The 23,152-nt window shown below is 47.2% G+C and carries 14 protein-coding genes; all 14 read right to left on the minus strand.

The features are described from left to right. Positions 1-49: 49 nt before the first annotated feature. Positions 50-1,297, minus strand: coding sequence for an alginate lyase family protein (locus C8N47_RS02320; RefSeq protein WP_107821096.1), 1,248 nt, complete (start codon positions 1,295-1,297; stop codon positions 50-52). 148 nt (positions 1,298-1,445) lie between these two features. Further along, a complete protein-coding gene (locus C8N47_RS02325; RefSeq protein WP_107820908.1) occupies positions 1,446-3,065 on the minus strand; it encodes a DUF4979 domain-containing protein in 1,620 nt (539 codons plus the stop codon). A 72-nt stretch (positions 3,066-3,137) separates the two neighbouring features. Beyond that, on the minus strand, positions 3,138-4,922 hold the full coding sequence (locus C8N47_RS02330) for a RagB/SusD family nutrient uptake outer membrane protein (protein ID WP_107820909.1): 1,785 nt from the start codon (positions 4,920-4,922) through the stop codon (positions 3,138-3,140). 15 nt (positions 4,923-4,937) lie between these two features. Beyond that, complete coding sequence (locus C8N47_RS02335) at positions 4,938-8,339, minus strand: TonB-dependent receptor (RefSeq protein WP_170111263.1); 3,402 nt, start codon at positions 8,337-8,339, stop codon at positions 4,938-4,940. 247 nt (positions 8,340-8,586) lie between these two features. Continuing rightward, positions 8,587-9,561, minus strand: a complete 975-nt coding sequence (locus C8N47_RS02340; RefSeq protein ID WP_107820911.1) for a FecR family protein — start codon at positions 9,559-9,561, stop codon at positions 8,587-8,589. A 65-nt stretch (positions 9,562-9,626) separates the two neighbouring features. Then, complete coding sequence (locus C8N47_RS02345) at positions 9,627-10,220, minus strand: RNA polymerase sigma-70 factor (RefSeq protein WP_107820912.1); 594 nt, start codon at positions 10,218-10,220, stop codon at positions 9,627-9,629. 1,112 nt (positions 10,221-11,332) lie between these two features. Further along, positions 11,333-12,541, minus strand: a complete 1,209-nt coding sequence (locus C8N47_RS02350) for a glycoside hydrolase family 27 protein (protein ID WP_107820913.1) — start codon at positions 12,539-12,541, stop codon at positions 11,333-11,335. 94 nt (positions 12,542-12,635) lie between these two features. Further along, on the minus strand, positions 12,636-14,036 hold the full coding sequence (locus tag C8N47_RS02355; protein ID WP_107820914.1) for an MFS transporter: 1,401 nt from the start codon (positions 14,034-14,036) through the stop codon (positions 12,636-12,638). A 6-nt stretch (positions 14,037-14,042) separates the two neighbouring features. Further along, on the minus strand, positions 14,043-15,242 hold the full coding sequence (locus C8N47_RS02360; protein ID WP_245915657.1) for an AGE family epimerase/isomerase: 1,200 nt from the start codon (positions 15,240-15,242) through the stop codon (positions 14,043-14,045). A gap of 25 nt (positions 15,243-15,267) precedes the next feature. After that, positions 15,268-16,419: a glycoside hydrolase family 130 protein gene (locus tag C8N47_RS02365; RefSeq protein ID WP_281257076.1), complete on the minus strand. Its 1,152-nt coding sequence runs from the start codon at positions 16,417-16,419 to the stop codon at positions 15,268-15,270. Between the two features lie 51 nt (positions 16,420-16,470). Beyond that, positions 16,471-17,574 (minus strand): glycoside hydrolase family 26 protein, encoded by a 1,104-nt coding sequence (locus tag C8N47_RS02370; RefSeq protein WP_107820915.1) that lies wholly within the window; start codon positions 17,572-17,574, stop codon positions 16,471-16,473. Between the two features lie 42 nt (positions 17,575-17,616). Further along, entirely contained in the window at positions 17,617-19,386 is a 1,770-nt protein-coding gene (locus C8N47_RS02375; protein WP_211316016.1) for an acetylxylan esterase, read from the minus strand. A gap of 9 nt (positions 19,387-19,395) precedes the next feature. Then, on the minus strand, positions 19,396-20,799 hold the full coding sequence (locus C8N47_RS02380) for a glycosyl hydrolase (RefSeq protein WP_107820916.1): 1,404 nt from the start codon (positions 20,797-20,799) through the stop codon (positions 19,396-19,398). 67 nt (positions 20,800-20,866) lie between these two features. Next, positions 20,867-23,149, minus strand: coding sequence for an IPT/TIG domain-containing protein (locus tag C8N47_RS02385; RefSeq protein ID WP_107821100.1), 2,283 nt, complete (start codon positions 23,147-23,149; stop codon positions 20,867-20,869). Positions 23,150-23,152 lie beyond the last annotated feature (3 nt).

Here is a 23,152-nt window from a genome sequence, read left to right on the forward strand (position 1 = left end):
AAATATTCCGTTTAACCTAATCTCAGAAGAAATGCACCAATAGTCACCTCTATTCCCTGGTGAATAAAAGTGTTCCAAATCCAAATACATCGTATCCGCCGCTATTGGGATCGTAATCGCCACCGCCGCCTTCCGGACGATGCATGTTCAGGACTAAGCTTACATTCGGAGCAGCCGCCTTTGCTCGCTTAACATAGTGGTTGTAGATCATTTCCCAGATGGGCCGTTTTCCACCACGCCCTACATCGCTTACCTGAGTATGATTCACATTATCGCAGTTGTTATAGGGCTCGAAGTACACGCTGCCAAGGTTGAAATTATAGCGGGCTGTATATTCAGCTCCTTTCAGTACCCGGTTATCATCATAACCGTAAAGGTCGTCCCCCTGAGTCCAGGCCATTTCGCAGATTACACCCAGTAGTCCGACACATAGCAACGAGTGTCCCTGGTCGCGACCACTTTCCTGCAATTGCCCCAATCCATCGGGGTGCACGTAGTAGATGGCCTTTTTGAGCTGCCCGTTTCCTGTCCCATCAATCAAATACTTCATCGCAAAATTGTACATCGACGCATCATCGGTCAGAATACCGATTGCCATTAGATTGGCTAAGTTTGCCAGATCCCAGTTCGCCCAATAGTGACTGATACAGGTGTTCCAATGCGTATCGACAAAAGCTTTGCTTACCGGATAAAAGACATCCACCATCCACTGTTTAAACTTTTCAAAATCAGCAGTAGACCATCCATCGTAAGTACGCATAATTTCAGCAGCATTGGCAAACTGATAACCATAAATACCGGCAGCCAGTGCCCGGTTTGAATCTCCTGTAATCGATTTACAAGTAGATGCCCAGGCGTTCAATATCTGAATTGCTTTATTGGCATGAGCCACGTCACCGGTCACCTTCCAACGAATTGCATTTTGGTAGGCTGCTGCAACATCGTTAAATGCTCTGGAATAATTATCAGGATCCGGTTCTTCGCGGGAATTTCCACCACGAATCAACTTTTCGACCGGCCCCTGCATGGTATAATTAGCCGATGAATGGCTATTGGCTGTTAATTTATTCCAGCCATCCAACCAAGGCTGCGTGCCTGCATCAACCTTAGCCTTTACCCGATCAAAATCGGATGCGGAATGCAGCATCCCGGGATGCACAAATGTTTTGTTTTCATCAATGGGGAACTCCTCTTCTACCGGTGGATTTTCATTATCATCCGGCACAATATCATCATCTCCCCCACTCCCGCAACTGTACAACGACAGGATTCCACCTGCCAGAAGAATTGCGAGCATTATCAAATTTTTTAGATTTTTTTTCATGTCATTACTCTTTTCTGTTCCCATCAGAATGCCCAATGGCTTTGTTGATTAATTATTATTGGTTTCTGAAAAGGAGCAGCCACGCCTGATCAACTGGACATGACTACTCTTCTCTCACACCTTACTTGGTAAGAAAGGCTTGCAATTCCTCTTTCGTTTTAAATGTTCTGATCCAATCTACTTCATAGCCGGTTTCCTCGGTTGAAGTAATATCGGCTATTTTAAGCGTAAATGATCCCAGATCTGTGTCGGCTGCAAAATTAGGGTCTATTGAGCAATCGTAGTAGATTACATTCTTATCCAGAAAGTCTGTTAGGTACGCATTATTCTTGGCACCATCAAAACGGTCTAATTTAATGTTACCTGATCCGGGCTTTGGCGCACCAGTACCGGTAAATGAAATCTTAAACGCAAGAATCGGATAGGTCGAAGAATAATGCCATTTCCCATTGGGCGAAGTTTCCGGGAAAGTAGCGCCTTCAACGAAGTTCAAGTCTGCACGACGCTTCGATGTTCCTTCAAATTGTACCGGATCAAAGGTTACTTTCAATTTACCATTTTCAATCACATTGGCCGCGTTTTGCATACCCACCCAGTAATCAGTTGCACTTGGATCGTCAAACTCATAAATCAGCTTACCTCTTGGCGGAGCAACATACTCCTTCAAGGCATCCAGACTTTCAAAGGATTTCACCCAGTCAACCTGATACCCGGTCTCGTCTGAAGTGATATCGGCCACTTTCCATTGGAATGTAGTCAATTGGGTCGGTTCTGTTGTTGAAAGTGTTGCTCCGGCGCCAAAGGTGTTCCGCAAATCGTAGTAATAAACATCTCCAACCAGAACACCATCCCAGTTATTCGATCCGTCCTTGTACTTTCCGATGTTGGTATCAAAGATGAAGTTCCCGCTTGATGGTTTGTTGATCATTCGGATGGCTACAATAGGATACAACCCCGCATGCACTTCTGCTCCACCTTGCAGACTAAAATCGGCCCGACGTTTAGCGGCCGACATATCGTAGCTCACTTTCATCAAACCTCCTGAAACCTCCGTTGTGGAATTGTGGGAAGTGGTCCACCCTTCAGCGTCGCCGTCGGTACTAAACTCGAAATTTAAACCAACAAACGGATAGGAAAATACCGGTCCGGTCAACAATTGCGGACCAATCTCCAAGGTAATAGCACCGCGTATACCACCGTCGGGAACAGTTACCACAATTTCATTATCGGTGATGGATACAATCTGAGCAGTTACACCACCCCCAAATGTCACGGTTACATCATTCGCATCAGTACCAAAATTTTCGCCAGTGATGGTTAGCTGGGAACCAGCGGTTGCTTCGTTGGGCGATATTCCGCTGATTTTTGCTCCCGGTACAAACGCAAATTCATCTTCAAACTCCTTTGTATGGGTCCATACGCTCACGGCAACAATCCCGGTTCCGGCATCGGCAGGTACACGCACAACCATCTGTTCATCAGAATAACTCACAAAATCGGTTACTTTAACGCCATTGAATGTAACAACGGCTGCCTGAGAATACGTTCCAAAATTGGATCCCGTTATGGTAATTTGCTCTCCGGGACGCCCTGTCTTAGGGGTAAAATCCACGATTGTGATATCGGGATATTGATAAATATCAAGGTCCTCGCTCCTCATCATATCGCTACAGGATGTGTTAAAAATCCCTCCTGAGATGAGCGCAACTAAAATGAATATATAATTATATAGTCGTTTCATATCAATCTTATTTAATAGTTGCTCCGGTTGGTCTAATTCGCCGGAGCAACCACGGATGTTTTACTAAAATGATTAATTGTAACCTGGATTTTGTAACAAATTACTGTTCAAGTTAATTTCCTCCAGTGGAAGAGGGTAGAGATAGTCTGTGCGTTGGAAGTTGCGGTTACTTGCCGGATCCAGCAACAGGACGCTGCGATCGCCAACACCGGTAGTTTTAACGGTTTCCCCGTAAGGGTACGCACTTGGTGTGTAAAGGGCAGCATTACCTTCAAAATTAGTCCCCTGGATCACATTTCCGCATACATCCTGATTCAAAACCTGTTCGGCAATGCCCCAACGTTTCAGGTCATTGAAACGACTGTTTTCGCCAAACAATTCCACAGCTCTCTCGCGAAGAATCTCTTCGTAAACATCCAATCCGTTTGCGCTGGCAAACGCATTTGTTAACGGCGGCAGTCCAGCCCGTATTTTGATTTTATTGATTGATTCATTCAACTGTTCATCAGTAATACTACCATTCAATTCGTATAACGCTTCGGCATAAATCAAGTAAATTTCGGGTAGACGGATTATCGGATAATCAAACGACTCCTGATTGGCGGCTCTGTATGTGCCATATTCGTACGAACGGAATTTACGACATGAATAGCCAGCTCCACTCTGTCCGCCAGGGCCTGTCAATTTCACCGAACCGTCAGCCGGAGTATCCCATGTTGCAACATCTGCAAAATAAGAAGTTACACGATAGTCGCGGTTCTTATATTCGTCAGACACGTTAGTATACCCCTGGAAAAGAGGCGATTTATCAACCGGCAGTCCATCGGAACATAAGAACATGTCCATGAATTTACGTGACGGGGCAAAATAAAACGCAACAGTATGGCTGATGTTCGTATTTCCCTGTCTGAGTGCAAAGTCGAACTTACTGTAAAGAATATATTCCTTGTTGGTTGATTTATCCAAGCCGGCAGGATTCGAGCCTTCATCTTCCAGGTCAAACAGATACAAGTTACTCAGGTTACTCAATTGATCATTGTGATTCCAAAGCTCGTAACCGCCATTGTCCATAATGTCTTTGGCCAGATCTTTCGCTTCAGTCAGCATTTCCGTAGCTGAAGGATATTCGGAAGGTTTTGCGGAACCGGCACCTTCGATTACACCGTCTCCATCCGTTGTTTCACCAACATTCATTTCCCAGGTAGCCTCATACAACAGTGCTTTTGCTTTTAAGGCTTCGGCAGCCCATTTGCTGATTTTACCTTTATCGCTGGCCGGAATATTTTGCTCCAATGGTAAATCAGGAATCGCTTCCTCCAGATCTTTTATAATTTGAGCAAACACTTCGTATCGGCTATTTCGTTTCCCTTGCAGCTCCGGAGAATCCAAATCAAGCACTTTTGCTACAATCGGGACTCCGCCATAACGTTGTAACAAAAAGAAATGGTGATACGCCCGAAAGAACTTCGCGACCGCAACATACTGTGCAATTTCAGAATCATCTCCTGCGTATTCATCTGCTTTTTCCAAAACCATATTCACAGCTCGAAGTGCTTTGTATGTTTTTGTCCAATAATCATCTGTTGCGGAAGGAGTCACAGTGCCACGTCCGTAATCCCGGGCCAGGGCAGTTAAATCGGTACCCACATCCATCATGTCGGCGTTTATGCCAATATCTTGTGGCTTCCAGCCCAATAATCGATCGTAAAAATAGTTGGTTGCCGCCTTAAAGTGTTCAGGCGATTTATAATAGGCTGCTTCTGTAATCGCATCAAGCGGTTCCAGGTCGATAAACCGGTCTTCACATGCTGTAAACAGCATGATTGATGATAGTATAAATAATTGTATCTTTTTCATGTTGAGATTTTTTGATTAGAATGTTAGGTTTAAACCGAATGAATAGGTTCGGTAGAAGGGATACGCGCTATTGGTACTTTCGCCGTATTCCGGATCGTAACCATCTTTCAAACTGGTAAATTCAAACAAATCGTTTCCGGAGAAATAAATCCGCAACTTTTGAATATTGTATTTATAGACCCGAATATTCTCGAGATTGTAACCAATTACCAGCGATTTCAACCGCACATAACGGTTATTTTGCAACATGAAATCGTTGTGCCACCAGTTCCATCTTGCGCGATCTGTGTTATAAGTCATCCTTGGGTAAGCAGCACCGGGATTCTGCTCGGTCCAGGTTTTCCCGATATATTGAGGTGCCTGGTTGGTATACACCGTAAAGAAAGGAAACGACATATAACCACTTCGTTCTATTTTTTGAGACATCACCCCCTGGAAGAGCGCACTCATGTCGAAGTTTTTGTACTTCAGCCCCAGATTAATACCATAATTGTAGTGCGGGGCAGCGTCGCCCATGTATTTTACGTCTCCGTTCTTCTGATCGATATTTCCCGAGTCGGTAATATTATTTGAACCATCTAAGTCAATCCTTTTGGTATCACCCGGGCGCAGTGCTTTTGTGGCATCGGATTGAGCAGGAATCTGTCCGCCGTTACCGGTAGAAGCGTAATAAGCGTCAACATCGGACTGATCCTTAAAGAAACCATTGGTCTCGTACATAAACCAGGAGTTTAGTGCGTAGCCCTGGACACGACTGTTTTTACCCGCAACATATTTACTTACACCTTCCATGCTCACCAGCTCGTTTCTGCTATCACCAACATTGACTGAAACATTGTATTCAAAATCGCCGGACTTGTTTTTATAGCCCAATACAGCTTCCCATCCATGAGTTTTCAAATCCCCACTGTTTGTCTTCGGTGCAGTACCGCCCAACAAATCCGGATAGTTAACCTCAATTAACATGTCTTTGTTACGCTTAGTGTAATAGTCGAACGATCCGAATATTTTGTTGTCCAGCAAACGAAAATCGACACCATAAGTAGCAGTTGTTAAGCGCTCCCAGGTAGCTGTATTAGTCGTGATACTTTTCACTGTTGCAGCATTCTGCTGTGCGGCCGGTGTACCAAACACTGAAGTTGGTAGATCCATGATTGACAGATAATTTGAGAAATTGGAAATACCCACCTGGCTACCAATTTCTCCATAACTGGCCCTCAGCTTCAGGAAAGAAACCGGGCTAATGGATTTCATGAAATTTTCTTCTGTTACAACCCATCCGACAGAACCACCGCCATAATTAGCCCATCGGTATCCCGGAGCAAATTTGGATGATCCATCGCGGCGTCCATTCAATTCGAATAAGTATTTCGATTTGTAGGCGTAATTTAAACGACCAACATACGAATACAATCCCCAGATACCGTGTCCGCCGGTTGCTTCAACTTTTTCTTCAGTCGAGCCCAGGTTGATATCGTATACACCATAATCGATAAAGCCTTTACGGTAACCATACAAACGACTGTCTTCCCGTTTTTCAGAGGTAATACCGGCCATGACTGAGAAATCGTGGTCTCCGAGGGTTTTGTTATAGTTCAGAAAACCGCCGTAGTTTTGGTAAGTTGTGTTGATTCGCTCCTGGCGAATATCGGGAGTCGAATTGACAGACTCAGGTGTCAACTCGCCAAACCAACTGTACTGCGGAATGTTAATCCGGTACATCTGATAATCGTAAAATTCTTTGCTGATTGCGGCTGTTGCCTTAAAGCTCAAACCTTTCATAATGTCGACTGTTGCAGCAAAATTCAGTTTTAGCTGATCGCGCCACTTATTTTCACGTCCCCCTTCCGAAGTTGCTGCAACCGAGTTACGGTTACCAGCAATGTTAAAGTTGGCATACCATTGGCCATAAGGGTTTTTAGCAGGAAAAAACGGCGGGTCGAAGGTAATCGCGGTAGCATCCAATCCGGTGGAAGGAGAGCTCACATGCGTATTAAAATAAGATACACCTGACTCCAGTTTCAACCAGTCCGTTACATCATAATCGTAGTTGAACATGGCGTTGTATTGTACTTTACCGTCGTAAGCTGTTTTCAACATACCCACATCTTCAGAGTAGCCGCCGGAAATACGATAACTTGACTTCTCGGAAGAGCCAGAGATGCTTACATTCTGCTGATTGGAAACAGAAGAGCCGAACAGATCTTCGAACCGGGGAGCATTACCGATAAAGATATCGCCCCAGTACTGCGTAGTGTAAATGCCTTCTTTCCCGGACTGCATATCCAACAAGTTCTGCTTATTCATCCATCCCCAGTAGTTGGCCTGTGCACCATCCTGTTCAGCAGCTTCCAACCAAACGGTAGCATACTGCGACATACTGGGCGACGGTGGTTTAATTCCCACTGAATTTATTCGAACAGTGCTGTTGACATCAACTTTCATTTTTCCTTTTCCCCGCTTTGTAGTCACGAGAATAACACCGTTGGCAGCACGTGAACCGTAAATAGCTGCTGACGCGTCTTTCAGGATACTGATTGCTTCAATATCATCTGGATTCATGTTATAAAAAGTCTCGTTGTTGATCACAGGAGAACCATCGATCACGATGAGTGGATCACCTCCGTTTACTGAGGATACCCCTCGAATTTGAAAGTCAATCCCCTCATTCCCGGGACGAGCAGATGAACGGGTAACAACTAAGCCTGGGGACTGTCCTTGTAACGACAAAGCAGGACTACTTACAGCCCGATCTTTAAACGTTTCAGACGAAACCGTCTCGATAGAACCAGTCAATGTAGCTTTTTTCTGTGTACCGTAACCAATAGCAACGACTTCTTCGATGCCAATGGCGTCTTCCTTCATGGTAATATTGAAGGTCGAATTTCCAGCTACCTCTATTTCCTGGGTGAGCATCCCTACGAACGAGAAAAGCAGCACATCGGTTGAGGAAACATCTCCCAGTGTGAAATTACCGTCAAAGTCGGCGATAGTACCCTTGGTAGTCCCTTTTACAATGACCGTTACTCCGGGCAAAGGCTCTCCCGATACGTCTTTAACCTGACCGGTCACTGTTTTTTTATCTTGCTCACTCCTAACCGGTGCCGATTTTTCACCAGGTGTTGTTATAATAATGTGACGATCCATAATTTTATAACTCACCTGCTGCCCTTCGAACAACTTCGCCAGAACATCTTCAATCGATTTGTTTTCAATAGAGAATGTCACTTCGCGATTAACATCAAGTTGACTCGCATTGTACATGAAAGAGTAGTCTGACTGATCTTCAATTTGCTTCAGCACGTCTTTAACGACCTTACTTTCAACCTGCAAACTAATTTTTGATTGTTGACTATACCCCGCTCCATAAGAGCTTACCAGACCAACAATACACAGAAGTAGAAATGTCAATTTCATCTTTAGAAACAATTTTCTTCGGGAAATAGAATTTAGCCAATTCCTCCCCGAACTACAGTTTTTTTTCATAGTTTTGTTAGGATTACCAGTCATTAGCGGAAACGGTTGTTATGTGGCGTAACAAGCTTTTCCTGACTGTGTTAATAATTAATACTTTTTAGAAAGGCTTATCTTCGTGGTAGGCCTTTTTTTTTGATTTTACTTATACCGGATTTAAGTTTTTCATTTCACGACATGTTCAATTCATTTAAGGTTTAGTAATCTTGACGGTTTCACCATCGATTTGGTAATTAATCGGTTTTAACTCACGAATCAACTCCAGCACCTCGTGTAAAGACTCGGTCTTCACTCTAAAGGTGTATTTCTGGTTATCAATCAGCTCATTGGACAGCGCTATATCCACGCCATACCATCGCTCCAGATATTTACAAATCAGGTTAAAGGGTTTTTCATCGAAGACCAGTTCATTATTGGTCCAGGCCGAAATCATACTTATATCCGCGTTATTGACCCGAAACCGATTAGCCTCCTTACTGTAGGTTACCAACTGACCGGGCTTTATACGCAAGACTTCTTGTTTATTTTGCTCAATACCAACACTCCCGTGCTTTAAGCCAACCTCCACCGTGTGATCATTCGCGTAGGCATTCACATTGAAGGAGGTACCATACACTTTCACATCCAATTCGCGGGTATGTACAATAAATGCCTTACGGCTGCTTTTGCGCACATCGAAATAAGCTTCTCCGTCCAATTCAACAAACCGGTTTTCGGCTCCGAATGAATTATTGTAGCGCAGCATTGTTCCGCCATTCAGCCGAACGACTGAACTATCGGGAAGCATAATTTGTGTTTTTTGACCGGCAGGGGCCGAGACTTCGGTGTAGAAATCGCTCGACTGATTCGTGTCGGTTGCCAGAAAATAGGTGGTGATCCCGAGTGTCAAAAAAAGAAGAACCACCGATGCATATTTGAAATATTGCAGATAGACCGTTTTTTTCTTCAGGTCGGATTGGGATTGATGCAAAAGCCTCTTCTGGATTTTATTCCACTGGTATTGGCTTTCAAGTAACATCTCTCCCTCGAGTGCTTCTTCTTCCCAAGCAGCTTTCTCAACATTAAATGCCTGGAGGTTTTTCCCTTGCCGCAACCAAGTCAATAGTCGGGACTGGTCGTGACGATCTGCCTTCGCCGACAAGTATTTTCGAATGAGTTCTTTCATTTTATTGGTCTTTACTCATAAGGAGTACACCCAATCATGAAAATCACTACCTCGTTTTTCAAAAATTATTTCAGAATAAATGAAATCAGCAAGGTCAATAGCGGATATTTATGAACCAACGCACTCTTTATCTGCAACTTTGCTTCGTAGAGATGTTTTTCTACGGCTTTTGTTGAAATGCCCAGCAATTCGGCAATTTCTTTATTTTTCAGGCCTTCCAGTTTCGACTTTACAAACACCAGTTTTCTTTTTTCAGGCAAATTTTCGATTTCCTGCTTAATGGCATCAATCAATTCCTCTTCAATTGATTTTCCTTCAAGACCGGTAAAATCGAGTTCAAACAGGTGTTGCATATCGATCTCGGGGAGCGACAGCACATCGTCAACAGCATATTCGAGCTTTTTATCACGCAGGAAATTGAAGCAGCGGTTCCGAAGCATGACAAACAGGTAGCTTTCAACCGATTGATTGGGTTTAAGTGTTTCTCTTTTTTCCCAAAGTTTTAAGTAACACTCCTGCACCAAATCAGCTGCAACATGATAGTCGGGAACAAACAAGCGGCAATAGCTCAGCATTCGGGGATGGGTCAGCTTGAAAAGTCCTTCAAATGCTTCGGTATCTCCTAAAACCAGCTTTCTATGGCGTTCGTCCTTATTCACGCTTACAAAGTAAATAAATCCGATATAATTCCCATCAGTAATTATTCATTGCGATCACAATCTTCCGGCCTTAAATGCAGCTGTTTCTCATTTAGATGGAGCGCTGTGCTATTCCTTCCGAAATCAAAATACCAGTCGCACAAGCGATTTGCTCGTCGTGGAATTTGTTCATTATATGAAGAAGCAACGCAATTTGTTTTCGAAATATTACAAGGATTATCCTGTCCGGATCTTTTTGACCCCCGTTATGATTAACACGCGCTATCGTGCGCCAACCAATCCCTATTCACTCATCTCCCGGTTGATCTGGCGCCATGTCGGAAAAGAGACAGCCCGGGCTATTTCAGCAGAAAACGTCCCTTCATCGGTCATCAGAATGAGGACGTGCGAATCGTTGCAACACATTCGACATAAAAAACATTCATGATTCCCGGGAATCACCAACAGAAATGAAAGTTTCGGATTTTTTCAACGATGCTGTTGTCATTGTTTTCACAAGTTGTCGGGTTGTCGTTCTAAAACGCCATCAACAAGAAAGAAGGCGTTTCGATCAATGAGAAAACGTTGGGAACCGGTTGGCCTATTTTTTTCAAGGCCGAAATCAAATGAAAAGCTTAGAGAATCCCGATGATATCGGGATGAACTTAGCTTTTCGGCAGATGGCGGTTGCAGATAAAAATCAGCCATGACCTTTTTGTTTCGTTTTTGTGTCCCCGTCAGACCGGCCGGGCAGGACTACAAAAATGAAAACCCGTCCGGTAGGACAAAAGATCCGCGTTGAGAAAAAGTAGGAGAGAAAAAAGCAGGCTCTGAAACGTCATGGAAGGAACTTTCAAAGCGCATACCAGCAGCCCTCGGTAACTCTCCCCTGAAATGAACCAATCCTGTCGAATTGATTCAATTCTGTCCCCTCTCTGCAAGCAGAGCGGGGGCGACGGGAACCATCCCAAAGGCATCCCCGATGCGGTTGGAAACCCTGCCTACGCAGGCAGGCGCATCACCCGATGTGACTTTCAGAAAAATAGCCTCCAACAAAGCTTCACTTACCGAGCTCTGTTGGAGGCTAACTATTTATTGCCGTTTTCCGGATGGGACGAAAAAATCGGGAACGCTTATTTTTTCACCAGGCGCAACATCAGCACATCATGCACGCCGATTGTGGCTTTCAGCGGCTTCGAGGTATTGCCCAGATCCTGGTGATTAAACAAGTCGCGCAATTGGTAAGTTTCGTGCTCCAGATGGGCAAATTTCTGGTTCAGGTCGTCACCCAATTCATGCTTTTGCCAGTTGAAATCCAGCTCGAATGCTTTTTCATTCATATTCACAAAGGTGATGGCCCAGTCGCCGTTTTGCAGGGGCTTAATCCAGGTTTCAATGTTGTTCTCGTTCAGGAAACGAAATCCCTGAATGCCGAGCGAATCCTGATTCACTGCAATCACTTCTTTGTTGGTCAGGGTTTTGCGGGTCTCTTCACTCATCGTACGAATGTCATTCCCCATAATCAGCGGTGAAGCCAGCATACACCACATGGCCAGGTGGCTGCGGTTTTCAGCATCGGTAAATTCATTCCCCACCTCCATCATATCCAGATCGTTCCAATGGCCGGGGCCGGCATATTTGCGAATATCCTTGCGCATGTTAATGATTTTCCACACCCCAAAGGACGACCAGCTTCCGTGACCATACTCACAATCCCAGCAGTTCACAATGTCGCCCGACACGCGCCATAGCTGTCCCATTTCGGCGCCCCACTCCCAGGGTTTGTTGTCGCCCCACTCGCAGATGCTGAAAACAATGGGGCGTCCCGTTGCATACAAAGCATCGCGCATAGTTTGATAAGCCCCCTTGGCATTCAGATTTTCAGTGTTACACCAGTCGTATTTCAGGAAATCGACGCCCCAGTCGGCATACGTTTGGGCGTCCTGAAACTCGTGACCTCTTGTTCCCGGATAGCCGGCACAGGTTTTATTTCCGGCACAGTTGTAAATCCCGAATTTGAGCCCTTTGGAGTGAATATATTCGCCAAGCGCTTCCATGCCGCTGGGGAATTTCTTCGGGTCGCCAATCAATTTGCCCTCCGCTGTGCGCTCCATGGCCAACCAGCCATCGTCGAGCACCAGGTATTGGTAACCAGCATCGCGCAAGCCACTTTCAACCATGGCATCGGCAATCTCCTTCACCAGGTCTTCATCAATATCGCAGGCAAAAGTGTTCCAACTGTTCCAGCCCATCGGAGGCGTCAAGGCCAAACCTTTGGTTTTCTGACTAAATGCGCCCAATGCGCAACATACAAACAGACTTAAAATCAAATATTTTTTCATTGTTGTTTAATTGTTTTTTTAGGTCGCAGCTAAGAGTGGCACAACCTTATCGTTAAAAAAATCACGGACATGCCCGTGCCTTATATTCGTTCGTTTATTGTTCCACGCCGGAATTGTCGCCCTGCCGCTTCTGCTCCAGCTCGGCTGTTACCTGAACCATAAATTTATCACTCAGGCGATAAGCAACAATGAACAAGGCCGACACCAATGCTCCAATGGCCGGATAAATACTGAAGATCATTTTGATACCGGTAATTCCATCGGCGGTCTGGTCCAGGTTGGCCTGAAAACCGTAGGCCGCCAAAATCCATAAGGTGATGGCTCCTCCAAGCGCACCGCCCATCTTTTGGGACATGGACGAAGATGAAAAAATCAGTCCCGTTGCACGACGTCCGGTTTTCCATTCCGAGAAGTCGGCAATATCGGCATACATGGCCCAAATCAAGGGCATAATAATACCGGCAGCAAGACCAACAATAATATTCAACACAAAGATTAACGTAATCTGCTCCGGCTCGAGCAAATACATGAAGAAACTAATGCCGGAGCATAGCAACATCGACCACATGTAAGTCCATTTTTTCCCGAACTTGTCGGAAAGCGGTTTGGCTAATGCAACACCAGCCATATTGCACACCAGCCACAGGGTCATATAAACCGAGGCAAGCTTATCCCAGCCTACCTCTCCCCAAAAGGGCAACTGCTGATCCTTGATATAGTACTTGAAATAGTACATCATGGACCCATCGCGCAAGGATGTAAATATCAGGGCAAACACGCCGGTACCCAGCACAATGAACCAAGGCAGGTTTTTGGATAAATCTTTAAAGTCTTCTTTAATCGACGATTCTTTTTGCGGTGCAAGTTTCACCCGTTCTTTGGTCCAGGCGTAGGTTAACCAGAAAAATACAACAGCCAGAAAGGCATAAATTGCAATGGTATACTGATAGCCCTGCGCTTCGGACGCCCCTCCCTGTTTAAAGAAGTCGATCAGATGAGCCGCTGTGGCAGTCACGAAAATACCGCCGGCAAAAGCTCCCAAAAAGCGGAACGAGGCGAGCGTTGTCCGTTCGGCAGGCACCGGGGTCATCACCCCCATCAACGACGAATAAGGCACATTCACCGCCGTATACACCATCATCATCAAGGTATAGGTGATGTAGGCATAAATCAGCTTGCCGCTTGGGCCGAAATTAAACTTGGTGAAAGTGAGTACTCCGATAATGGCAAAAGGAATGGCGACCCAGAACAAGTAAGGTCTGAACTTTCCCTGCCGGGTATGGGTGCGGTCGCAGATGATGCCCATCATCGGATCGTTCACACTGTCCCATATTCGGGTGAGCAGGAGCATCGTCCCCACTGCCGCAGGAGTCAGCTCCACAACATCGGTGTAAAAAATAGTCAGGAACATGGTAAACAGCTTCCAAAACATCGACGAGGCAAAGTCGCCAAAGCTGTACCCGATTTTTTCTTTTAGTTTTATTGGTTGATTCATTTCAAATTAAAGTTTTGCGATGCGGTTTGTGAGCTCAATCAACGCCCGGCTATTGTGATAGGGGCATTTCCAGAATCCCGCCTTATCTTCATTTAATTTAGGATTTCCCTGTTCATCGACACTCCAAAACCACTCTCCGTTTTTTCGATCGACCAAATTTAGCTTAATAAATTCCCAAATCGCAATCAAATGATGAATGTAATGATCATTTTTTTCAATTTCCCAGACATCCATTAAGCCCACCATGGCTTCGGCCTGCACCCACCAATGGCGATCCTTATCGGTATGCGCTCCTTCCTTTTCGTACCAAACCGAGCCATCAGCAGCCAGCCCTTCGTCCAGGGTGACCTCCACCAGTCGCAATGCCGACTGGCGCACCGAATCGATCAGCTTGGTATCCTTGATCACGAGCGCTGCTTCGTGCAGCAGCCAGGCTCCTTCAATATCGTGGCCGTACGACACAATGTTTGACTGGACCGTCCAGTCTAAATTGAAGAACAGGTTGAAGTGGCCGGTTAGCGGATCGATGATTCGCTGTTGAAACAGTTTTACCAAAAGGCCGATCCGTTCTTTCAGCTGCGCATTGGGCCAGGCTCGGTACAGGTTGGTGTATGGCTCCAGAATATGCAGGTGCGTGTTCATCGATTTGGGCGAGTTGGCATCTTTCGGGCTCAGGCGCATATCGTCCAACGGTTGCCAATCGGCCGTAAGTGCCTCCAGATAGCCGTCAAACTGCGGATCGCGGAACTTCTCCTCGAGCAACACAAAAAGCTTTTGGGCATAGACCAAGCTTTCCTCGTTGCCGGTAGCCAGAAAATACTCCGAAAAAGCATAAATACCGAAGCCCTGCGCATAAGCCTGCTTGCGGGTATTTAAGGGATTTCCCTGATAATCGCACGCCCAAAACAGGCCTCCGTTTTCCTGATCCCAAAAATGAGTAATCAAATAGTTGAAGGCACGATCGGCCATGGATCGGTACAACGTGTTGGAGGTGCTTCGGTAAGCCGCCGAGAAGGTCCACAGCAGCCGGGTGTTCAGCACCGCTCCTTTAGTCGCCTTGGGGAAGGTTTGCCCGGCTGAGTCGATCTGGCCCACAAAACCGCCATATTCATGGTCAACCGCCTGGCTCGACCAGAAATCGAGGATGCGGGACAATTCGTCCTGCATCTCCGATGACAAAGTTTGAAGTGTTTGCATTTTTTTCATAAGAACAGGTTCTAAAAGCATCACACTACAACAGGTTCATAAAGTCTTGATTCTGATCAATCAGCTCATTGATATTTTGAACCGACAGATGTGAGTGCAGCTGATCCTGCGGCGAATTCATGCAATAGTCCACCAGCTTCTCAACCGTTGTTGTAGCCACGTGCATGCGTGTATCCGACGAGGCATAATAGATGAACACCTTGCCGTCTTCATCTTCAATCCATCCGTTCGAAAACACCACATTCGACACATCGCCAACACGCTCGCCCTTGAGCGGCGCAATGAAATGGCCGTTTGGCTTGTGCGTTACAATCCAAGGTTTTTCCAGGTCCGTCATAAACATATAAAGTGTATAGCGCAGGCCGGCAGCGGTGTTACGAACACCGTGAGCCAGTTGCAACCAACCGTGCTTTGTGCGGATCGGCGCAGGGCCAAGGCCGTTTTTCACTTCGTAAATGGTGTGATACGTTTTTGCATCCACAATCACTTCTTCTTTCACTTCAGGCTTTTCAATGTCATCAGCCAAACCAAAACCAATGCCACCACCTTTACCGGTGTCGATAAATCCGTCCTGCGGGCGGGTGTAGAAGGCATATTTACCGTCGATCAGATGCGGAAACAGCACCACGTTGCGTTGCTGGCCACTGGTTGAAATCAAATCCGGCAGGCGCTCCCACTTATCCAGATCTTTGGTGCGGGCAATGCCGGCTGCTGCAACCGCGCTCGACGTATCGCCATCGGGCGCGTTGGGGTCTTTACGCTCGGTGCAGAACACCCCGTAAATCCAACCGTCATCGTGTTGCGTCAGGCGCATATCGTACACGTTCGTATCGGGCTTTTCGGTTTGCGGAAGAACGATCGGCCGATCACGGAATTTGAAATTATCGATGCCATTTGGACTTTCGGCCACGGCAAAAAATGATTTCCGGTCGTTTCCTTCCACACGCACCACCAACACATATTTATCACCCAACTTAATGGCCCCCGAATTAAAGGCTGCGTTAAACCCGATACGTTCCATAAAGTAAGGATTGGTTTCTTTATTCAGATCGTAACGCCAATGCAGCGGAATGTGCTCGCGCGTCAAAATCGGGAACTCATACCGATTGTACACCCCGTTGTCGCTAAACAACTCATTATTCTCTCTCGTGATCAAATTCTGATGTTTCTGTTTCATCAGCTCCAATCTTTCCTCAAACAAATTAGTCGGCATATTCATCGTTCTTTATTATTTCTTAAATTGATAAAAGTCGTTTAACAACCAGATATGTGGTTGATGTAATAGGCTTTTGGCATCGTCTGCTGCCTTCTGCCCCGGATAGGGGAAAAAGAAGTGCTTCTCCGAGTCGTTTCGCCAAACCATGGCATAGCTCAGTTCTGCGCGCACCAGCGAATCGTTCAGCACCGATCCGAGCTTTTGCGAATACCAGTTCGAATCGGGAACCAGTTCCAAACCAGTCTCTGTCAACGCAGCGAGTTTATTTTTCTCTTTCGCCAGATCGATTACAAGATGTAGTTTTCTGATGGCTTCTTTTTCGCCTTCGGGTTGCTTCAGATCGTAATAATTGTCCATCCCTAAAATGTCGACCATGTCATCACCCGGGTACCATGTCAGGTACTCCCCGGTGGTGTTGAACTTACAGTCGGGCGAATAGGCAACCACCATTTGGCTCAATCCTTTGTTGCGCAGATAGTCGATCGTGTAACGAAACAAGCTCCTCAGCTCGTCGGGGCTACAGGCTTTGGATCCCCACCAAAACCAGTCGCCGTCCATCTCGTGCCAGGGGCGAAAGATGAAAGGAATTGGCCCGCCGCTTTTGTCCTTCAAGCTCGAAAAGAAGGCAGCGACAAGGTCGAGTTGGTGGTTAAACTGCGTATGAAAAGCGCCACCCGGGAGGATGTGCTTCACCACCACCGAGTCGCCGTGCCACGAGTTCACCGAGTCGATGGGTGAATGCGGATGCCAGCTGAAGGTGTTGATCGCTCCATGCTCGAAGCCCCAAGCTGCGAGCTCCTTCATTTTGGAAAACGGAACGCTGTCAAGATTTACGGCATGCTCCAGCTCCAGGCCGCCCAACTCCCAACCCAACAAGGCTGGATAATCACCGGCCACTCGTTTCACATCAGACTCCCCATCGATATACTCCCAGCCAACGCCATAGGCCAGATCGTCCTGGTGGCCAAAAAGAATCCCTTTCCCTTTGGCGGCTTGCAGCTCCGTCAAAATTGTATTTTGCTCGTCCGCAGATGTTTTCTTTCCGGCCGAAGTACCGCAAGCATTGGCAATAAGAAGACTGGCAGCCCCTGCCAGGACAGCTAATTTCGTACGCATTAAATGGTGTTTAAATGGTTTATAATTCTATTTCAAAAAGGCTTAGTCGACCTCCAGTGTCTCCCGAATAAATTTCATCGACGCGTTCCAGTAGGCTTCGCTGGTGCTGTGTCCGTAGTCGGGGCAGGCCATCCAGCGTTTTTCAGACCGCACCTGGTTGTAAGCCGCAAAATTGGTGTGCGGCGGACAAACATTATCCTGCACACCCATGCCCATGTAAAGCGGACAAGTGATCCACTGCGCCAGGTTTTTAATATCGAAATAGCTCAGCACCTCGTAAACCTGTTCCCAGGTCGCCTCAGGATGTTCTTTCATATAGGTGTCGAAATCGCTTTTGGGCCAGGGTGCAATCCGGAAGTAATCGGGATAATCCGACAAAAACGGGATGCCCGGAGCAGCGACCTTTACACGTTTGTCCAAGGCTGCGGAAGCGAAGGACAGGGCGCCACCCTGGCTGCTGCCGCGAACAGCAATCTTGCTTGCATCAACCTTGGGACGGCTGCACACAAAATCGACCGCACGAACAACATCCATAAAAGCTCCGCGATAATAGTAGTGTTCTTTACTGTCGGCGCCGGAAGTCACCCAGGTTCCAAAGCGGTTGGTGGGTTTATTGAGCGCCTGTCCGCGAATGGACAACACAAAATGGGCAAAACCGTCCCAGCTTTGCGTGGGCGGATAGGGCCCCGATCCATAACCCATATATTCAACAATAACCGGGAACTTGCCGTCGCGTTTAGGCTTTCCGTAGTAACCTCGAATCAACTCATTGTCGAGCGAGTACATCTCAACCAGGTACATGTCGTAATCCAGCTTCGAGTATTCGGGAACCAAGGTCAGCTTATAGTTGGGCGCTACTTTAGCCAGTTCTTTCAGGTTGTTGTCCCAAAAGGCCTTCAGGTCGGCTTTGGCATCAATCGGCGATTCAATTTTCTCGGGTTCGTAACCGAGGTTAAATTGCTTTTCGGCGGCCGTTTGCCCGTTTCGCTCAAAAGTAACCGTGTAACGGTAAAAGCCGGGTTCCGGATTCCGGAACGTAAATTCCTGCTCGCTGAGGGCCGATCCGTCAATGGTAATGGCCATCGAGTCTGCTTTCACCGCTTCGTAAGTGTCGGTGGTAATTTTCACCTTCAGCGTCCCGTTCAGGGCGAAGCTGTTCAGGTTTTGAAGGCTCACACCAATACTGAGCGGTTCGTCGCCCAGAAACACATAGTCCGAATCGTTCACCGCGACAGTCATCCGCAACCTATCGTTGGTTCCGGCCGAGGCGATGGTCAGCACCGATTGGTCAAGAAAACCGCCGGCTCCCCAGCCATCGTGAAACTTGATGGCCAGAAGGTTTTCTGTCTCCAGCTTCACGGAGTCGGCCTTCACAAAATAATTCCGTTCCTGATCGCTGTAGCCTTTATAGTCGGGGGGAAACTCACTGGTTTTCCCGACCCGAGTGCCGTTCCAGTACACTTCGTCAGCCGACGCAAAACGGCCCAGTTTCAGTACAAAAGCACCGGCCTCAGCGATGGCGCTCTTCAGGCTGTCGGGCAAAACCACCGATTTGCGGTACCAGGCAAAACCGTTTTGGGTTGCCTGTCCCTGTTCGGTAAATGGCTTTTTCGATGAAACAGTCGCCCAGGCCGAATCGTTGTAAGCGGGCTCCATCCACAAACTATCCTTCCCCTCTCCCGGCTGGAATTTCCAGTCTTCGGAAAAGGCTACTGAAACTACTTTATTCTCTTTCGGTTGCAGCAGGCTACTGCAGGATGCCAAAAGCACTCCTGCAAGCACCAAACTCACTGCATATCTTATCATCTTCATGATCCTTTTCTATTTTAAATCGGGCATTTCGTCTCGGGTGATGACAGCTGTGTTCGCAACTGCATCCGTCCACCAGGCTGCATTGGCGTGTTCATGATCGGTACTGGTGAAAGCCGCAGAATTGACATCAACCGTGCGGTCGTAATCGTACCAGGGCATAAAGAACGACCACTGTGCACCGGCCGACCATTGATCGGAAATTGTTGCCACGCTTCCACACTCGCTCAAGGTCACCATCTTGGTTGGGTAAGTCTCCTGAATCGATTGAAATTCGGCGGCAATATCCGACGCATCAGCGTTGTTATACACATCGCGGCCAACGATATCCACATAATCGTCACCCGGATAGAACGCTTGATCTTTCGTTTGCGTTGTCCACACCCAAATCAGGTTGTTCAGGCCTTCAGCCTCGAAATAATCGAAAACATATTTCCAGAGTGCCTTGTAGGCTTCAGCGCCATCGTTCCCCCACCAAAACCAGGCTGTACCGCCCGTAAATTCGTAGATATTTCCGGCTGCTTCGTGCAATGGCCGCCAGATTACGGGAATATTTTTAGCCTGAAGCAGTTTCAGGTAAGCGGCCATTTTGGCCAGATCAGCCTTTACCACGTCATTTTCCCAGGTACCTTCAACAGTTGCGTTGGCTGTGCTGAAGTTGGTTGCATCCGTGGCATAAGTATAAGTTGAAGAGCCTTCCGAAGCCGGTACCCGCCAGTGCCAACTGGCTGCCACCAGCCCGTTGTTGTTCCACCAGTCTTCCACCACCGTTGTGTTGGTGTAGTCGATCCAGTTGGCGGGCGACTCAATAAAATGAATATAGTCGAAGGCTGCCATTGCCGGATATTTACCGGTATGCTGATGTACCCATTCTGCCTCGTTGACATTCCAGTTCACGTTGGCCATGGTTGACGACACGATTTTCGTTCCGTAGTTTTCGAGCAGAAAATCGTACACATGCTGTGCTTCCGTTGATGGATTGGCCACTGCCAGGCTTGTGGTAATTTCCGAAACCACTTCTTCTTCTGTTGAAAAATGAATCGTGATTTCCGACGTTCCCACTTTTGTCGGCCCCTGGATAACACCCGCAGGAATCACCAACTCGTAGCTGTTTCCTTTTTGCAATCCGCTGGCCTGTATCGTTACAGTCGTCAAGCGGGCCGAAAACGAGCTAATGGTAGCTCCATCGAGGGAAACTGTGCTTTGTAAAGCCGAGGGTGAAGTCACATTTTGGTCGAAAGTCAATACCAGGGTGATTTCGCCGGCTGCAATACCGGTAGCCCCGTCAACCGGACTGGAACTCACCAGTGCCGGTGGATCCAATACAACCGGGTCGTCGCCATCACTACTGCTACAGCTCCATAGGCCTCCCGCAACTAAAATCAAACAGCAGAGTGTATACATCAATTTCTTCATCTGAATTCCATTTTTTTAAAAGAAAGGCCCCCTCATCGTGGGGCGACCTTCCTTATTGATAAGATTTCTATTTTATTTCAACTTTTGTTAGCGTGTAGCTGTAGCCGGAGAAAATCAATCCGACATCCTGCATTACGGCTAACAAATCAGCGGTGATTGGCATTTCAACCGTTGTGGCATCCTGTGCAACATCAAAGATCTGAATATCACCCCAGCTAGATCCGTTTTTCACCGCTACCTGCCAGTAATCTACGCCAGCATCCTGATCTTTAATGGTCAGGGTCAGCGTTTTGCCAACTTTTGCAGTGGCAAACAAGTCGGCCGACAACTGCACCCAGGAAGCCCAGTTACCCATCGCCTGCTCGCCTTCCCAAATTGTTTCGGAAGCGGCTGCCGAGGTGATGATACTTATTTTGGAGATGATCCAATCGGAGCCCTGAATGATCAGCGCGTTACCGGACGAGGCATTCGCCGTGATATTATCCAGTACATCCTGCGTCAATACCAGCTCTTGTTCCGAAACTGCTTTATCGCCGTAAGTGTCGGTTGTCATATAACCGTCGTTATTCAACTCGGCAAAAGGAATGACAGCCCAGCCACCGTTGTTAATTTGCGCCTGTCCCCAGTTATCGTTTTGGGTGAAGTAAATTTTCAGGATCGAACCGGCTGACACCCCTTCAAAAGCAGCATCGCTAACGAATACGCGTCCTCCGTCACCCCAGGTTAACGAAAGTGGCCCCTGATAAACAACCGTTTCTTTGGTGCTTGAGCCAATCACATCAAGCTGATACGTGATATCGCCATTAGACGACACGAGCTGTAAATCGGTTTGGCCACCGGCATCATTCGGAATCAGAACGTACAATTTTGTTCCTTCCAGAATAAATTGGGTTGTGGTGCCATTCACCTTCACATCAGTCAACTTATCTTCATTTTTCACGTCCAGGGTCAGCACGGTTCCGGCATTAATTTCGGTTTCCGCATCGGGCAATACCGGCACATAGCAGAACTCCGGTTTTTCAACCGTCAACAAAGGAGCTGTTACCGTTTCACCATTGGCCATGGTCAACACCAGCTCTCCGCTTTCGGCATCAACAGGAACGGCAACCGTGAGGCTGGTAGCCGATGCGGGGGTCACTTCAACCGTTTGATCACCGGCGAAGGTCACTGACACCACCAGATCCAGGTTGGCACCTTCGATGATCAATTCGTTTCCGGCCGATACGGGATCGGGATTGTAGGCTGAAACAGCCGGTTTTTGTGTTTCAATTTCAAAACCAGCTGTATTGCCGCTGGCGGTGTTCAGAATCACAGTGCCACTAATTGCGCCTTCGGGCACAAGCACCGTAATTTGATCAGCGGCAACCGATTCGGGGTTCACCGCATTGGCAACACCCGGGAAAGCCACTGTTGTTACCAGGTCCATATTCGCACCCGAAACCGTGATCAGGTCGCCATTGCGCAAATCAACAACCGGGGCGGCCACCAATTCGGTTGGCACAGCCATCGTTACTTCTGCTACCGGAACATGTACGCCCGAGTAGGCAATCATATTGATTGTGCCGTCGGTTGTTCCTTCGGGCAACACAAAGCTTATTGTATTTTCTTCAACCGTAAAGTCAATCGTATCCGAATTGGCCAGCACAATATGCTCAACCAGGTCCAGGTCGGCTCCGGCAACTTCAATCGCGTCGGCCGGTTTTTTATCGGCAAAGGTTTCAACCGAAGCTACCGACGGCAGCACCACGGCAAGTTCTTGTTCCGACTCCAACTCAACAGGTATTGCTGCCGTATCGGCCAGGGTAATGGTGCCGGTTTGAGCTTCGCGGGGAACGACAAGCTGAATGGAGGCGCGCTCCCATTTGGTGAAGTCTTTACTCATCACTTCAACGCCATCGGCAAAAATAACTTTGTGCATCAGGTTCAGGTAATCCCCTTCAATGGTCAGTGTTTGGCCGGCTTTCACCGGATTGGGAGCAATACTTGAAATACTGATTGGCTCGATATAGGACAAAACTGTTTTTGAGGTCAGCGTTCCGTTGGGGGTTTGCAATTTCACATAGCCAACCCCGGCATTTTGCGGGATTGTCACCTTAATCTTCTCGTTGCTCACCACTTCGATAGCCGTAATTTCGATATCCTCGGGCAGGATCACGCTGGTCACCTGATCCATATTGCGGCCAATAAAGGTTAAGTCGCTGCCACGCAGGGCCGGGCTGGGGCCAAAGGCCTCGAACACCACCTGTCCGGAAACTGCGTCATCATCGTCGTCGGAGCAAGCTGCAAAGCTCACTGCAACAACGGCCAGCAGCAAAGCCATCCATTGTTTGAATTTGATATTTAGCTTCATTAC

This window comes from Mangrovibacterium marinum, assembly GCF_003046625.1.
GTDB classification, from domain to species: Bacteria; Bacteroidota; Bacteroidia; order Bacteroidales; family Prolixibacteraceae; genus Mangrovibacterium; species Mangrovibacterium marinum.